Origin of the sequence: Limosilactobacillus sp. DJ3M12 (genome assembly GCF_947381695.1) — a bacterium.
GTDB lineage: Bacteria > Bacillota > Bacilli > Lactobacillales > Lactobacillaceae > Limosilactobacillus > Limosilactobacillus kinnaridis.
This window is the reverse complement of record NZ_CANCWY010000001.1, coordinates 217078-234001: the sequence shown is the minus strand read 5'-3', so window position 1 is coordinate 234001 and position 16924 is coordinate 217078. Positions and strand designations below refer to the sequence as shown.

The 16924-nt window shown below is 39.2% G+C and carries 17 protein-coding genes and 1 riboswitch; all 17 genes read right to left on the bottom strand.

Annotation, left to right across the window (positions count from 1 at the left end; all coding sequences use genetic code 11):
• Positions 1-1212: a CCA tRNA nucleotidyltransferase gene (locus QOS06_RS01270; protein ID WP_085679587.1), complete on the bottom strand. Its 1212-nt coding sequence runs from the start codon at positions 1210-1212 to the stop codon at positions 1-3.
• A 125-nt stretch (positions 1213-1337) separates the two neighbouring features.
• Positions 1338-2603, bottom strand: coding sequence for a tetratricopeptide repeat protein (locus QOS06_RS01265; RefSeq protein WP_085679584.1), 1266 nt, complete (start codon positions 2601-2603; stop codon positions 1338-1340).
• Positions 2604-2738: 135 nt separating this feature from the next.
• Complete coding sequence (gene hbs, locus QOS06_RS01260; RefSeq protein ID WP_003666054.1) at positions 2739-3014, bottom strand: non-specific DNA-binding protein Hbs; 276 nt, start codon at positions 3012-3014, stop codon at positions 2739-2741.
• A gap of 209 nt (positions 3015-3223) precedes the next feature.
• Positions 3224-4537, bottom strand: coding sequence for a ribosome biogenesis GTPase Der (gene der / locus QOS06_RS01255; protein WP_035157732.1), 1314 nt, complete (start codon positions 4535-4537; stop codon positions 3224-3226).
• A 229-nt stretch (positions 4538-4766) separates the two neighbouring features.
• On the bottom strand, positions 4767-6017 hold the full coding sequence (gene rpsA, locus QOS06_RS01250) for a 30S ribosomal protein S1 (protein WP_003666049.1): 1251 nt from the start codon (positions 6015-6017) through the stop codon (positions 4767-4769).
• Between the two features lie 72 nt (positions 6018-6089).
• Complete coding sequence (gene cmk / locus QOS06_RS01245; RefSeq protein WP_283595354.1) at positions 6090-6776, bottom strand: (d)CMP kinase; 687 nt, start codon at positions 6774-6776, stop codon at positions 6090-6092.
• Between the two features lie 73 nt (positions 6777-6849).
• Entirely contained in the window at positions 6850-7422 is a 573-nt protein-coding gene (locus tag QOS06_RS01240; protein ID WP_003670892.1) for a hypothetical protein, read from the bottom strand.
• 84 nt (positions 7423-7506) lie between these two features.
• Positions 7507-8946, bottom strand: coding sequence for a RecQ family ATP-dependent DNA helicase (locus tag QOS06_RS01235; RefSeq protein WP_078009090.1), 1440 nt, complete (start codon positions 8944-8946; stop codon positions 7507-7509).
• A complete protein-coding gene (locus QOS06_RS01230; RefSeq protein ID WP_078009091.1) occupies positions 8936-9961 on the bottom strand; it encodes a helix-turn-helix domain-containing protein in 1026 nt (341 codons plus the stop codon). Before QOS06_RS01230 ends, QOS06_RS01235 begins: the two co-directional genes overlap by 11 nt.
• A 98-nt stretch (positions 9962-10059) precedes the next feature.
• On the bottom strand, positions 10060-10638 hold the full coding sequence (locus QOS06_RS01225; RefSeq protein ID WP_225431145.1) for an ECF transporter S component: 579 nt from the start codon (positions 10636-10638) through the stop codon (positions 10060-10062).
• A 117-nt stretch (positions 10639-10755) separates the two neighbouring features.
• Positions 10756-10875, bottom strand: a riboswitch (FMN riboswitch).
• 155 nt (positions 10876-11030) lie between these two features.
• Positions 11031-11747, bottom strand: a complete 717-nt coding sequence (locus tag QOS06_RS01220) for a pseudouridine synthase (RefSeq protein ID WP_035157748.1) — start codon at positions 11745-11747, stop codon at positions 11031-11033.
• Complete coding sequence (gene scpB, locus QOS06_RS01215; RefSeq protein ID WP_003671046.1) at positions 11747-12352, bottom strand: SMC-Scp complex subunit ScpB; 606 nt, start codon at positions 12350-12352, stop codon at positions 11747-11749. Before scpB ends, QOS06_RS01220 begins: the two co-directional genes overlap by 1 nt.
• Positions 12315-13106, bottom strand: a complete 792-nt coding sequence (locus QOS06_RS01210) for a segregation and condensation protein A (RefSeq protein WP_283595352.1) — start codon at positions 13104-13106, stop codon at positions 12315-12317. The genes scpB and QOS06_RS01210 overlap by 38 nt, the downstream gene beginning before the upstream one ends.
• Complete coding sequence (locus QOS06_RS01205) at positions 13099-13455, bottom strand: reductase (protein WP_085649501.1); 357 nt, start codon at positions 13453-13455, stop codon at positions 13099-13101. Before QOS06_RS01205 ends, QOS06_RS01210 begins: the two co-directional genes overlap by 8 nt.
• Positions 13456-13468: 13 nt before the next feature.
• Positions 13469-14362, bottom strand: coding sequence for a tyrosine-type recombinase/integrase (locus QOS06_RS01200; protein WP_152699301.1), 894 nt, complete (start codon positions 14360-14362; stop codon positions 13469-13471).
• Positions 14362-15243, bottom strand: a complete 882-nt coding sequence (locus QOS06_RS01195) for a CvfB family protein (RefSeq protein WP_035157754.1) — start codon at positions 15241-15243, stop codon at positions 14362-14364. Before QOS06_RS01195 ends, QOS06_RS01200 begins: the two co-directional genes overlap by 1 nt.
• Positions 15244-15384: 141 nt before the next feature.
• Entirely contained in the window at positions 15385-16806 is a 1422-nt protein-coding gene (pyk, locus tag QOS06_RS01190) for a pyruvate kinase (RefSeq protein ID WP_003671054.1), read from the bottom strand.
• Between the last annotated feature and the right edge of the window lie 118 nt (positions 16807-16924).

Here is a 16924-nt window from a genome sequence, read left to right as displayed (position 1 = left end):
TTATCCCTCTTTCGTTATCTCTTCTACTTTTTCTAATAAGGTTGTTGCATCGTTAGCTATTTCGCCATTTACTACTGCCAACATTAATTGCTGAAGAATCTTCCCCATCAATGGTCCCGGTTTTACCCCCGCTTTAGTAATTAATATTCGACCATCAATTGCTAATTCTTTAGCGTTTTTAATTGGTAATTTTTGATAAGCTTTTTGTAATTCCTCATCATTAATTGCCCATCCATATAACTTAGCTACTTGGTTAGCATCATGGAGGGCTGTTTCACCGGTATTAAACATTAGTGTTGGCGTAAGCGTACGTTGACGAATTGCTTGGACTGCTGGAACTACTTTTTTGACCTGCGCAATTAAATCATTTGCTGTCTTCCACTTCTTTAAGAATTTACCAATTTCTTTTTGATCAAGCTGGAGCTGTAAGCTCAAAACTGACCACAATTGGACCTCATTTTCCAAATGCCATTGGTTAAGGATTAATAAAGCCGATAAAGCAGCTTGCGCATTTTCCAACCCTGGACAATATTGGTACAATCCAGTCGCAATAAAATCTTTTAAACCCGCTACTGGATTTTGACCCAGCAATAGTTTTTCTAGTTCAACCCGGATTCGTTCAACTGCAATTTTTTCTAATAATGGTGCATTTCCTTTAATCCCTTTTAATGTTGCAGTATCAATGACAAAATCAAGCTTACTTGCAAAACGCACGGCCCGCATCATCCGTAAAGCATCTTCATGAAAACGTTCATTAGGGTTGCCAACTGCTTTAATAAGATGTTTTTGCAAGTCTTCTAGTCCGTCAAATAGATCAATAACTTCCCCATCTTCCCGTAAGGCGAGGGCATTAATTGTGAAGTCTCGACGCTGGAGATCTTCACTTAATGAACGAACAAAAGTCACTTTATCAGGACGGCGGTAGTCTTGGTAACCTGACTCGGTTCTAAAAGTAGTTGTTTCATATCCCGTTCCATGGTCGAGAATCATAACTGTACCATGTTCAATTCCGGTATCGACAGTATGGTTAAAAATCGCCTTTATTTCACTAGGGTAAGCACTCGTCGCTATATCTATATCATGAATCTCATCATGCAAAATAGTGTCACGGACACAACCGCCAACAAAATATGCTTCGTAGCCGGCCTCCTCTATTTTTTGTAAAACAGGGCGTGCTGGTTCAAATATAGCTGGTAATTGTTTTATTTTCATTTAATCATGTCCTCATTTTGATAATCAAAGTTGATTATAACAAATTAAGTTACTACTAAAAAGAGACAGGAAGCGTAAAGAACGGCTAAAAGCGTTAACGTTTCCTGTCTCATTTAAATTAAAAATTATTTGTAATCTTCATATTGGTCATAAAGATCTTGCATTTCAGTGTCTGTTGGGACTAACCGGAGATAGCGTTCCAATTCATCCATTAACTTATCAGTTTCACCAGTTTCGCGGTAGTAATTAATTAATTCTTTTAAGAATGTTGGATTTTCACTGTATGCCGGCAAAGCAGCTTCATAATATTTTCCGGCTAATTCAAGCTGATCAGTTCGTTGATATGACCGCGCTAGATTCCAATATAATTGTGGATCTGTTTCATCTTCTTTTACCAATGGACTCAGGAGCTTAATATTTGCCTCATCATCGTGTTGGTGAAGCAAGAAATTACTATATTGTAAAGTAATCGTCATATTCTCTGGAGCAAGTTCATGCGCTTTTACCAAGTATTTCTTCATTAACTTTTGGTCGCCAAGGTAGCTGGTAATTTCAGCTGCTAATGAATAAAGGTATTCATTGTATTGATCAACACTGAGCCCTTCTTGGACAACTCGTAATGCCTGCTGATACTTATTTTCCTTTTCATATGCCTTTGCTAGTTCAGGATAAGCAGACGCATATTGGTTATCATCATTGATAAGATCCTCTAAGGTTTTTATTGCCTTTTCAGTATCTCCTAATTGAAGTCGGGTCAACCCCTTTTGGAAACGAATATCACTAGTCTGGTATTCCGGTTTAACCTGATTGAAGTACCCTAAAGCCTTCTTAAACTGACCGCTCTGAGCGTAACAAATCCCTAGACGTCCAGCGATATCAACTTTTGCAAAGTCAGTATACCCATTTTTAATTAGTTGGAAGTAATATTGGATTGCTTCAGAATATTGGCCAACCATAAAGTAAAATTCACCAAGCGCAAATTCAACAGCTGGTTCATCGGGAGCCAACGCGTAAGCTCCTTTTAACTTTTCCTCCGTCACTTCAAATTCTTCTTCGGTTTGATATAAGTCCGCGGCAACCAGTAATGATTGAACATAAGCTGGCGAGTCTGGTTTAATCTGGGCTAAGTATGATAAAGCTTCGTCATTATGTCCTTCATCAATTGCAATCGTCGCTAAATTAGTCTTTAATTCATCTTCATCTGGATAACAATCTAATAATTTTAAGTAAATCGTTCGTGCCTGTTGAAGAAAGCCCAATGCGTACAATTCCTCCGCAAGGCTAAATAACATATCATCATCATCATTAATTAGTGCGAGTTTAAATGAGTTTTGGGCTTCTTTTAATTTTCCTGCTTCTAATTGATCAAGCATTTGTTCTGAGTAGGTCATATTATGCCCTCCTTTTACTATCACTTTTAAATATATCACAATCGATGATTTTAAGCATTGAACAAGTCTTTAAAAAGAAAAGAGACTGGGAAGAGTAAATTCTTTCCTAGTCTCTTTTTAACATTTAACTGTTAATTACTTAACAGCGTCCTTTAAAGCTTTACCAGGCTTGAATGCTGGTACCTTGCTTGCAGGAATGTTGATTTCTTCTCCAGTTTGTGGGTTGCGGCCCTTACGTGCAGCACGTTGACGTACTTCGAAGTTACCGAAGCCGATCAATTGAACCTTTTCACCCTTAGCTAAAGATGCTTGAATTGAACTGAAAACAGCATCTACAGCTGCAGTAGCATCCTTCTTGGTTAAGCCAGTTGCAGTAGCAACATTGCTTACTAATTCTGCTTTGTTTGCCATGTTGTTTCACCTCCCACAAATAACGAGAGTGTTAAACTCACGTCTGTGAATGTTAATTTTGAGTGGTCCAAAATTAACGAAATAACTACGAGAAGTTCGTATCATTTCATTGTTAAGATTAGCATAGTGAAAGCCTGCTGACAAGCGGTTTTCTCAACTTCTAGCCGCATTTTTAATGTTTTTTCATTTTACAATGAATTCTTTAACTTTTACTGCCGTTGACGCTTGATTAAATGGATCGGTGTACCAGAAAAGTCAAATGCCTTCCGAATTTGATTTTCCAAATAACGCTCATAGGAGAAGTGCATTAACTCTGGATCATTAACAAAGATAACAAATGTTGGTGGTTCGGTTGCAACCTGTGTCCCATAGTATACTCGCAAACGCCGACCATTTTGTGTTGGAGTCGGATTGGCAGCAATTGCATCCATTAAAACATCATTTAAGACTGCCGATTGGATCCGTTGACGGTGATGTTGATATACTTCCTCGATCAATCCCGGTAATTGATTTAACCGTTGCTTTGTCTTCGCCGAAACGAAAATAATTGGTGCATAACTGAGGTACTGGAATTCTTGCCGAATCAGATTAGTAAAATCTGTCATCGTTCGGTGGTCTTTTTCTTTTAATGTATCCCACTTATTAACGACGATAATAACCCCACATCCTGCTTCATGAGCATATCCAGCAATGTGCTTATCTAATTCACGAATACCTTCTTCTGCATTTAGGACAACAAGTACAACATCACTATCATCAATTGCTCGCATGGACCGCATCAATGAATAACGCTCAGTGTTCTCATAAATTTTTCCTTTTTTGCGGATTCCAGCAGTATCAACCATTGTGAATTTTTGTCCATCTGCTGTTTCAAATTGAGTATTAATGGCATCACGGGTAGTTCCGGCAACGTTAGATACAATTACCCGGTTCTCACCTAGAATTGCATTAACTAGTGATGATTTCCCCACATTAGGACGCCCGATAAAGCTAAAGTGAATGGAGTCATCTTCATCATTAGCAGCGTTATCAGGAAACTCTTTAATAACAGCATCCAAAAGATCACCCATTCCAATACCGTGAACACTTGAAACTGCATACGGTTCACCCAGACCAAGGGAATAGTAATCATAAATATCACTCCGCCGTTCTGGATTATCGACTTTATTAACAGCTAAGACCACTGGTTTATTGGAGCGATATAAAATTCGTGCTACTTGTTCATCAGCATCAGTTACACCATTTTCTACATCGGCAACGAAGATTATTACATCCGCTTCATCAATAGCAACTTCTGCTTGTTGGCGAATCTGTGTCAATAATGGTTGATCTGATATTTCGATCCCGCCAGTATCAATCATGCTAAAATGTTTTCCTAACCATTCAGCATGAGCATAAATACGATCTCGAGTAACTCCAGGAGTATCTTCAACAATTGAAATCCGTTCTCCCGCAATACGATTGAATAATGTTGATTTTCCAACGTTTGGACGACCAACAACTGCTACGATTGGATTTGCCAATCTTTCCACCTTCTTTCATTTTATTTTAAATGATTAAAGAGGGAGTGGGAAAGAAGTCGCTTGCGACTTCGTTTTCCCACCCTCGCGAGGATGGCTAGGCATTCCGGACGTTGATTTATCAACGTTCGGAATCCAGCCAGCTACTGCGCTACTGTATAAATACCTTTAAAAAAGTAAAGAGACTGAGTTAATTCCCAGCCTCCCCTTAAAAGATAATTAATTTAAGAAACTAGTTCCGTAGGTCCTTAAGCTTGTCACCAATTAAGTCACCCATTGAGAAGCCACTTTCTTCTTCTGGAGCGTTGTTCATGAAGCTCCGGTTGTTATTGTTACGACGTGAACGACGACGACCACGGTAGTTTTCACCGTTGTTATTGTTGTTTTCGTCTTCCTTTGGACGTTCTTCAAGAGCCTTCATTGATAAACCAAGACGTTGGTGTTCAGGATCAACATTGATTACCTTAACTTGAACTTCTTGACCTGGCTTAAGAACATCTGCAGGTGTAGCAATGTGCTTGTGTGAGATTTGTGAAATGTGAACTAAACCTTCAACACCAGGGAATACTTCAACGAAAGCACCAAAGCTAGTCAAACGCTTAACAGTACCAGTTAATACGCTGTCTACTGGAGCCTTTTCTTCAATATCATCCCATGGTCCTGGTAAAGTTTGCTTAATGGATAATGAAATCCGTTCACGTTCAGGGTCAACGCTTAATACCTTAACCTTAACATCTTGACCAGCAGTCAATACATCAGAAGGCTTGTCAACGTGATCGTATGAAATTTCAGAAACGTGAACCAATCCATCAACGCCGCCAAGGTCAATAAATGCACCGAAGTTAGTCATCCGTGCAACTTTACCTTCAACAACATCGCCTGGTTGTAATTCAGCAAATACCTTTTCAGCAGCCTTTTCGTGTTGAGCTTGAATGATTTCCTTGTGTGAAAGAATCAAACGGTTTTCGCTTGGTTCGATTTCAACAATCTTGAATTCAAGTTCTTGACCCTTAAATTGATTAAGGTCTTCAACATAGTGATCAGTAATCATTGAAGCAGGGACGAAGCCACGAACTCCAGCATCAACGACTAATCCACCCTTAACAGCTTGAGTGACCTTGGCGGTAATGTGTTCACCTTCATCAAATTTCTTTTGAATGTCATCCCATACCTTACGGGCTTCAAGACGACGGTGAGAAAGAAGGTAGCTACCATTTTCCTTATCGTTACCGATCTTAGAAATGACAACTAAGTCTAATTCGTCACCTACTTTTACAGCATCATTGATGTCTTCAACTGGCTTGGTTGATAATTCCTTAGCAGGGACGACACCTTCAACCCCTGCATCTTTAATACCAACGATAGCTTGACGATCGTCATCGATTGCCAAAACTTCACCCTTGACAACATCGCCCACCTTAACTTGTTCAATGCTATCAAGCGCTTCTAACATATCGTTTTTATTTTCGTTGTTTTCAGCCATTAAAAAAAATCCTCCTTGCAACAATCAACTCTAAAAGATATTTTACTAAAATTTGTTTCACATTTCCAGTATTTAGGCTAATTCATCTTGTGTTTTTTTTATTATTTTACTGATTTCACTCACAACTTCATCAATTGTCATATTTGTTGTATCCAATTTGATTGCATCAGGTGCTTGTGTAAGAGGTGAAACTTTTCGCGTTGAGTCTTTTTTATCCCTTAATTCAATTGCTTTTTGTAATTCTTCAAGCGATGTTGTATTAATCCCTTTTGCTTGGTTTTCAGCGTATCGCCGTCGCGCCCGTTCATAGGCACTCGCTACCATGAATATCTTTACGGGTGCTTGTGGTAAAACAGTTGTACCAATATCCCGTCCATCCATTACAATTCCACCATTTTCAGCAATTTGCCGCTGTTGCTTAGTCATCTCTTCGCGAACAGCTGGAACTGCCGCCACAGCAGATACATTTGCTGCTACTTTCGGCAACCGAATATCATGAGTCACCTCTTTGCCATCCAAGAAAACTCTTTGTTCAGTTTCACCAGGTTCAAAATCTATTTTTATTTGCCGAGCAATTTCAGCAACCTTTTTATCATCTTTTGGATCAATGCCCTGGTTTAATGCTGCTAATGTAATAGCTCGGTACATTGCGCCGGTATCACAATAGACATAATTAAACTTTTTTGCTACTAATTTAGCGACCGTACTCTTTCCTGCTGAGGCCGGACCATCAATTGCTACTTGCAATCCCTTACACATTATTAGTTATTCACTCCTCTATTTTCAATCCAATACACTACTTTATCAAAAAATTGCTGCTAATACTCTATTTTTAACGATAACGGTTTGTATTTTCTGTATTATTATTGTAGCGATTATAGGTTTGGTTATTGTTATAACGCTGCTGATAACTACTGTAGCGATTAGGAGTAGTCCGGTTTTGATACCCATTACCATAACGATAACTACTACTATATCGATAATAACTACTACTGCTTTGCGGAGCACTATAACTTTGGCTGGTTTGTGTCGAACTTGATTCCTCAATACTTGAAGAAGAGGATTCACTACTGCTTACACTAGATTCCTTCTTTGAATGCTCACTAGAGGTACTCGAACTGTGAGATTCTTTTTTTTTACTATTTTCAGAACTAGCAGCTACTTGTTCAGTTCTCACCGGATGATTAAAGGACTGTTTATTATTAATCCAATAAATAAGTGGTGTAGCGGCGAGAACGATAATTAATACGATTAAGATCGTAGTAATCATTGAATTATGTGATCGTTGCTTACGGTGTTCTGTTCGTGATAAATGGCCATCACTATCAAGGTCTTCGTTATCTGTAAACTTTTTATCCCATAATTCATCATTAGCTCGTCGGCTCTCTTTCCGTTCCTCACTCAAAGTAATCATGCCTCCTTATTTTGAGAATTAACATTCTGATTGTATCGCAAACTTTTGATGATTGTCTAGCAACAACACGAAACTTTAATTTTCAGTAATATTTAACAGACCCTTTAAGCGGTCTTCCCATCCTACTTTATTGTTTTCAGAAAGTGGCTGACTGACCGGCAAAATCAGTTTAGTTGCCCAATCTGAAAGCTCATAATCACAACAAAATTCATTCGAACCGGCAAATTGCTCACCAAAATATGTTAAAAGATATTCTCTTTTACAACCGTCCTCTTTGATATAAGCAACCATTTCTTGCAATTCTTTTTCTGTTTGAATTTTGCGCCGCTCAAACATCGTAATTATTTGCTGCGGCGTAAAAGAATGTTCAAGATAAAACGCAAATAAAGACGCTTGCTCCCCCAAAACACTTGCTGACAACTTGCCATTCTTAATCTGCTCTAAAATTGTAACTGGCGGAAGATCAACGCTTGTTAATTGTCGTTGAATCATTTCATCGCCATTTGCATATAGAAGAACTGCCAAACTCTGCTTACCATCACGCCCAGCTCGACCGATTTCCTGTAAATAATTCTCTAAATTACTTGGCAAATGATAATGAATAACGTAACGAATATCATTTTTGTCAATTCCCATCCCAAACGCACTCGTTGCACAAATTACCTGTAATTCATTATTCATAAATTGATTTTGAATTCGAAATCGTTCAATTGGAGCAACGCCAGCATGATAAGCCGCCACATTTAAATCAGTTTGGTTTTCAAGCCATTCTGCCATCTGAGAAGCCAGCTTACGACTTGCAAAGTAAATAATCCCGGGACCAGTGAATTTTTGAACTAGTTTCAGAAGTTCACCATCCTTTTCCTTTTGAGTAGCGATGGACTTAACAGCTAAAAAAATGTTAGGACGGTCAACAGATTTAATTACCTGGTAGGCAGTCGTCATCCCCATTTTTTTCAAAATGTCCTGTCGAATACGAGGAGTAGCAGTTGCCGTTAACAGCAATGTTGTCGGCGATCCTAATTGCTGCCGCACTTCCTTTAGTAATAAATATTCAGGACGAAAATCAGGGCCCCACTGTGAGATACAATGGGCCTCATCAATAACCATTAACGCAATCTTATTTTTCTTAAGCGCGGTTAAAACTTGCTGGTTATCAAGCATTTCCGGAGAAGTAAATATAAATTTAAATGATTTCAAATTGTGGAGGACGCTTGCTCGCTCTTTTCCGACAAGCTGGCCGCTTAACATAATGACTCGTTTTTCTCCCTGCCGATGAAGACGGTCAACCTGATCCTGCATTAGTGAAATCAACGGTGAAACAATGAGGATCGTTCCTGACAATAAATAAGCTGGCAATTGATATAAAAGGGATTTCCCGGCACCAGTGGGAAGAATCGATAAAGTGTCTTTCCCTTCCAGTAAGGCGTTAATTGTCTCTTCTTGGCCTGGACGAAAATCCTCAAAGCCAAAATGATTTTGTAAAACATCTAGAATTTCTTGCTTATTTTTCATTTGTTATTCCTTGAAATATTTGATATAGGCGGTATTCATAAAAACTGGCAATTTGCTCGTCAAATTTCCATGCGGTCGGTTCGCCCTTATAGAATCGACTAAGTTCGTCACGCTTACTCTCTGGCAAAAGGATATCCCAATCTAGCTTGTCAGGAATAAGGATTGCCGCTTCCAAGAGATGCTCCCTAATTGTATTTTCTTTCAACCGTCGCTCTTGAGCAATCAGTTCAATTGGCTCTCCCTGGGTATATAAGTCAAACGTTACTTGGGCACTCCGGTTTAGTGGACTCTCATTGATCAGCGGAAGGAGCAATTGTTGCAGTGGACCAGGAAAATTACGAGCATAAGCGCTAACCGCTAACATCTCGTCATGACGTAAGTACTGAATATCATCGATTTTTATTTTCAATTCTTGAGCTGCTTGATTAATTGTCCATCCTGATCGCTGATAACCAATCATGATATTAAAAAGGTCCGTTGTCATTCGTGGATCTTCACTTTCCAAAGCGCTGCCAAACCGATGGAGATCAGTATAGAGATTTTTAACCAGATCGTGATGATAATTTTGTCGAAACCACTGCTTCACCGCAACCATTTCACCATATGAAATCGCCAATGGAACATACTTTCTTTGATGATAAGAGAATTCTGATACGACTTGAATAGCTAAAAAAAGTCGTTGGATTATTCGTTGCGTATTGGTTAACCAGTACCAGTCGTAAAACGATGGGATGTAGAAAGTTTCTTCTTCGTTTTTTAAAACTTTCGCGCCCTCTTCTGTAAGAATTGCTTGGGATTGATCATCAATCGCTAATAGTTTATCAGCAACAAGTTGATTAATAAGCTGATCATATTCTTGTCGATTCAGTGTTCGATCTGCCCCTAACCACTCTAAGATTCCATACTGTCGAGCCCAAAAGAGAGTTGCGACTGTTCGCCGACTTCGCAGAGTGTTTTCAATTACACGAATTCGCCGTGGCTGGTGATAGCTAAAAAAGCGCAATAATTTATTCACGGATTTCACCCCCCTATATATTTATATACGTAATTTATTTAAAAATTTTACCATAAAAATAAAAGGCCAAGAAAAATCTCAGCCTCTTAATCTATCTTTTAAATCATTCTATGCTGGTCTAGCCATGGACTCAACCGACCCGCGATAATTACATATACAATTGTAACAACCAAACCCTTAATAAGGTTAAAAGGCAACACACCGATCGCTACTAATTGAGATACGGGCAAAGTTGACTTCCAGTTCCAAACTGCCATATATAAAGGGGTAAGGATCCACAAATTAAGCAGAGACATTAAAACAGTCAACGTTACGGTTCCTAAAGCAATTCCGATAATAGCTTGTCTTTTATTACTCCAGTTATGATGACACCATACCCAGCAGAACGGAAGCAGAAGAGCGAGGGATGAAATAAAGTCGCTGGTAACCCCGATTAATTCAGCTGGCGAAAAGCCATGAATCATTCCGTGAATTAAGCATTTAATTGCAGCGATAATAATTCCGCCAACTGGCCCATAGATATAGCCCCCTAGCAAAACAGGGACATCAGAAAAGTCCAGTTTAAGATAGGGCGCCATCGGCAAAACCGGAAACTCAAAAAACATTAAAATAAATGCTAAGGCACCTAAACAGGCTATGCCTACCAATCGTTGAATACGTTGATGCGTTACTGTCATTAATAACAACCTCCATCTGAGATTGTCTCCATTTGGCATCCTGTATTAAAAAAGCGTTGCCGACTTACCATTTGTTTGTCAGCAACGCAAATAAACTATTTAAAGATTATTTAATACAGAAATCTTCTTTATACCAGACTGTACTGTCGGCTCTGGAATTACACCAGATCAACCATTAACAATGGGTTGCGGGCTGTCACCGCCGGTCGGGAATTTCACCACGCCTTGAAGACAAACGTTTTATATTTTTACAAGTCCTATTCTAATAGGCTTTTACTGTCATGTCAACGTTTATAACTTGGCTTATTTTCCGTACTATTCCGTAGTTTTCCGTAAAACCAGGTATCTTCTGCCCCCTCAGTGCGCCTTCGGATTATTTCACAAATTCAATTTTACTTTTTCTTTAATAACTGCACTTCTTCAGGCTTTAATGCACGGAATTCACCCGGCTGAAGACCATATAAATTTAATGGTCCATATGTTTCACGATGAAGTTTAGTCACCGGATGTCCTACTGCCTTAAACATATTCTTAACTTGGTGGTTTCGTCCTTCGTGGATTGTTAATTGAACAAGGCTTGTCTTCTTGGCACGGTCAACATTCAAGAGCTTCGATTTAGCCGGTTTTGTCTTTCGACCATCGATGACTACCCCTAAACGTAATTGTTTTAACTCATCATTTTTGACGATTCCTTCAACCTTAGCAACATAGGTTTTTTCAACTTCATATTTAGGATGCATCAGTTTATTTGCCAAAGCACCATCATTTGTTAGAAGAAGAATTCCAGTTGTATCATAGTCCAATCGGCCAACTGGATAAATGCGTTCATCAATCTCAGCATCATGAATAATATCAACCACTGTTCGACGGCCTTTATCATCATGAGCACTTGAGATAACTCCCCGCGGCTTATTTAACAAGTAGTAAACGTGCTGTTCGTGATGGATTGGAACACCATTTACTACAATCTCATCGTGAACGCCAACTTTAGTGCCAAGTTCAGTCACAATCTTGCCATTAACTGCAACTTTCCCTTGAAGGATAAGTTTTTCTGATGCCCGACGAGAAGCTACTCCCGCTTCCGCCATTGCCTTTTGTAATCGTTCCATTAATTATCGTCCTTTCGTTCTTCTCGCGCCTGTAATGCTTCAAGGAAAATATCTCCATTAATATTGCTCATTTCTAATTCGTCTTGATCGGGTAACGGTGGGAGTTCATCTAAATCGCTTAAACCGAAATAGTTTAAGAAAGCCGGGGTTGTTGAATATAAAAATGGACGGCCTGGTGCATCCAAACGTCCATGAGTGTCAACTAAACCACGAACCATTAATTTTTGTAATGATCCTGAACTTTGTACTCCCCGAATATCATCAATTTCTAGCCGCGTAATTGGTTGCCGATAAGCAACAATGGCCAATACTTCTAATAATGCTTTAGTCAATGGTACCGTTAACGGGACTTCAAAGTAATGTTTAATGACCTCTGCTAACTGAGGCTTGGTTGCTAAACGATAGGTCTGATCACTTTCAAGCAAGATAAAAGCAGATGTGGGATCATCTTCATACTTCTTTTTTAGCTCTTGTAATATTGTTAGAACAGCCGGTTTCATAAAACCAGAAATTTTTGCTAAATCGCCTAGGGTAATTCCTTCATCCCCACTAATAAAAAGTAATCCTTCAATCTGCGCTTGGTTGGTTAGTTTCGTATTCGTCACTCTTAGATCCCTCCGCTAAAATTATTGGTTCAAACAAGCCACCTTGGTTAATAACAATCGCTTGATGCTTTGCCAGTTCAAGAATTGCTAAAAAAGTTGTAACTAAGCCATCGCGAGTATGTAAATCTTCAAACAAGTCTTCAAACCTAACTGGACCATCATGAATTATTTCAATCACGTGGTTCATTTGTTGACCAACGCTTACTTTTTCAGCTGCTACAGTTTCAACTAATGGAGTAGCTAATTGTTGGCGGCGAAGAACGGCTGCAAAAGCTTGTTGCAAATCTGTTAATTTGATGCCCGGCTCCACGTGAGATTTTACCATTTCACGTGGAACTTGCATTGCTGGTCGAGTATACTCCTGTTGACGCAGATTTTCTTTATCTTTTAGTCGATCTGCCGCTTTTTTATAACGCTGATATTCCAAAAGCTGTTCCACTAATTCTTGTCGGGGATCAAGCTCCTCTACTTCTAGTTTATCATCCAATACTGGCGGCGAAGGTAACAGCATCTGACTTTTAATGTCCATCAGAGTCGCAGCCATTACAAAATATTCACCTGCGACTTCTAATTGGTGGCTTTGCATCTGGTGAAGGTAATCAAGGTATTGGCTTGTAATTTGCGAAATCTGAATATCATAAATATCCATTTCAGATTGCTTTATTAAATGGAGCAATAAATCTAGTGGTCCTTCAAAGTCATGAACTTTTATGACCGGTTGAAATGGATTTTGTGGTTGCACTTGCTTATTCATTATTTCTCTCCCACATGCTAATTATTGGTTGGGTTGCTAAGGTTCCCATGAGGCGTTTATGAGGATATTGATCGTGAACGCCATCTAATAAGGAAAAAATATTATACCCCGTTCGTTCGCTTGGCGTAAACGATAAGCGGCGAACCAGCACGTAACAATCCCCTATTTCTATCATCACAATTCCAATAAAGTGACTATCATCCATGTCTTTCCACAAAAAGATTGGCCAATCATTAGCCAGTGCCCAGTCCATCTCTTCCATAAAACGATTATCTTTTCGAAGGTCTTTTACTAAGGACAATAAACCTAGGGCGATTTTTTGGTAATCTTTTCGATAACGAACTAACATCGTATTTTCCTTTCTATGCACGAGGATGATATTTCATATAGTTAGCGGATAACTGTTGCGGCGAGACCTGTAAATATGGTTGGAGAGCCTTCATCGCGTTATAACCAAGGATTTCTTGGATTAATTGAACATCGGCGCCATTTTCTATTAAATGAACAGCAAAAGAATAACGCATAGTTTGAGGAGTAACTTCTTTTTTGATTTTAGCCTCACTGACCCATTCCTTCATTTTTTTCCAAATTCCTTGCCGCGTCAAAGGATAACCATGAGCATTTAAGAACACCCGCGTTTCGTGATCATCTCTGAGCAAACGTGGTCGACCACGGTCTAGGTAACCGGTAAGCCACTTGACTGCTGGTTGACTTAAGGGAATCATCCGCTCACGTTCATTCTTTCCCGTTAGTTGTAGAAGCTTAACGTCGAGATGAAGTGCTGTCAGATCCAAGGCAATTACTTCACTAACCCTCATTCCCGTTGCATCCATAATCTCTAACAACGCTCGATCACGAAGACCAATTGGGGTTGAAACATCCGGGACTGCCAGCAGTTGTTCAATTTCTTTTTCAGTTAAAATTACCGGTGCAGGTGGTTGGTTAAAGGTATACTGGTGATCAATCATTTCCATTGGATTAATGATTAGGTTATGGTGACGAATCATGTATTTATAAAATTGCCGTAAACTTGAAATCACACGGTTAATTGTTGAATTAGCTTTTCCCTGCTGACGAAGATTATTAAGGAGGTCAATTAGCAAATAGTGGTCCACCTGTTGCCAATCATCAATTCCTCGATCTTCTAAATAAGTCACAGTTTGTCCTAAGTCCCGTTGATAACTCATCAAGGTATTATCGCTTAATTGTCGTTTATCTTTTAAAAAAGCTAAAAACGCAGCCACTTCATTATTCATTAATCTTGATTCTCTTTTACTAGGATTAATTGACCGTTTTCTTGTTTTACTAATTTCTCTTTAAGCAAATGCCCAATAGCACGTTTAAACTGCCCCTTGCTTATGCCAAAGACATCGCGAATGATCGATGGGTCCGTCTTATCAGTGTATGGCAAGCGGTGATTTATATCATGTTCTAACATTGTCAAAATCATTTGTGCATCTTCACCAATAGCTTGGTAGGCACGAGGCTTAAGGGAGAGATTGAGACTACCATGTGACGAAATTCCAATAACCCGTGCTTTAACTCGTTGACCTAATCGCGGTTCTTGGTCTCGTTCACTTGGATGGATGAATCCTAAACGATAATCATCAGTAATCACAAAGGTTCCACTCATCTTAAGGCGGTAAACTGTGGCATAAGTATCATGGTTGAGCAAGCGTTTATCTGGAGCTGCTGAAATAGTTTGATAGATTTGGTCATCTGCTAATTTACCCCATAGACGGTCCTTATCATCAACTTGAAGGGACATTAATAAACGGTCACCTGGTTGTGGCCATAAGTGTTTCAAGCTTGGTAAATCATCTAAAGAGACGACAATATCCTTATTAGGAAGACCGATATCAACAAAAACCCCTAAATCACGACGAACATTAACTACTGTACCATAATCGTAATGGTCAACCTGGATCGTTGGAATGTGTTTACAGGTCATCTGTAGTTGGTGGTCCTCATTTTCATAAACAAAGCCGCGTACCTGTCCACCAATATGTAATTCTTGAGGACTTTCGCTTTTCGGTAATCGATACGTTTGCCCATTACGATCTGGTTGAACAAAATAATCGGTATCATTTTCATCAATCATTACCGCTGTAACAACTTTTCCTAACGCTGAATTCATTTTTATCACTTATCCTTTTTTATTCTATATCGATTTTACACGGTAAAGGCTTATTTTGCTAGTAAGATCAATGATTATCATTGGTATAAAAAAAGACCGGTTACTAATGACCGATCTTTTCGCAGACAATATTATAAAATATTAGTCGATAGTCTTAACACGCATCATGTTAGTTGCACCTGGTACACCCAAAGGAACACCAGCAACGATGATGATCCTGTCGCCCTTCTTAGCAAAGCCAAGTTCAACAGCCTTCTTAGCAGCTAAGTCGAACATTGTATCAGTGTTCTTCATTTCATCAACAACGTATGGTTGAACACCCCAGTTGATCATAAGTCCACGTTCTACACGTTCGTTTGGAGTTAATGCAACGATATCAGCATTAGGACGGTACTTAGAAATCATCTTAGCAGTGTAGCCTGAAGCAGTGTAAGCAACAATTGTGTGAATGTCTAAGTCTTTAGCTGCGTTAGCAACAGCAGAACCGATAGTTTCAGTTACGTCAGACTTGTCCCAATCGAACTTTTCAGTACCGAATTCCCAAAGGTGGTTTTCAGCCTTGATGTCAATGTCGTTCATCATTGCAACAGATTCAACTGGGTAGTCACCGTTAGCACTTTCACCAGAAAGCATAGTAGCATCAGTACCGTCAAATACGGCGTTAGCAACGTCTGATACTTCGGCACGGGTTGGACGTGGGTTTTCTTGCATTGAGTCAAGCATTTGGGTAGCAGTAATAACTGGCTTACCTAATTCGTTACAACGCTTGATCATGTGCTTTTGAACAATTGGCACATTTTGGGCAGGAATTTCAACACCCATGTCACCACGAGGTACCATTAAACCGTCAGAAACAGCAATGATTTCTTCAAAGTTGTCGATACCTTCTTGAGATTCAATCTTAGGGAAAATTTGAACATCTTCCATGTTCTTTTCCTTAAGTAATTCGCGAATGTCAAGAACATCTTGAGCCTTACGAACGAAGGATGCAGCAATGTAGTTGATCTTGTTTTCCAAACCAAAACGAATATCGCTACTGTCCTTTTCAGTAATACCTGGTAAGTTGATTGATACACCAGGGGCGTTAACACCCTTCCGAGAACCAAGAACACCATGGTTTAAGACGTGACATACAAGTTCCTTGTTTGCATCGTCTTTTTCATCAATAACCATGTCAATTAAACCATCATCAAAAAGAACATGGCCACCAACATGAGTATCATCGTATAAGCCTGGGTAGGTAACAGCAATCTTGTCATGAGTACCTTCAATTGAAGGATCCATTGAAATGCGAACCTTGTCGCCAATTTCAAAGTTGATCTTACCTTCTTTTTGAACAGTAGTCCGAATTTCGGCACCCTTAGTATCAAGCATAAGACCAACGTGCTTGCCAGTAATTTCTTCAGCCTTGTGTACGTTTTCGATCCGACCCAAGTGTTCTGGGTGGTCACCGTGTGAGAAGTTGAAACGGAAAATGTTAGCTCCCGCATTGATCAACTTAACGATCGTATCAACATCAGTACTTGCAGGACCAAGTGTACTTACAATCTTGGTTTTCTTCATAAATGAATCTCTCCTTTTGCATCTATAGCATCAATCACAATCTGTAATTGTATGCCTCATTTGCACACTGTTATGATAGCACTTTTCAAATAACGTGTCTTTATTTTTTATGCAAAAG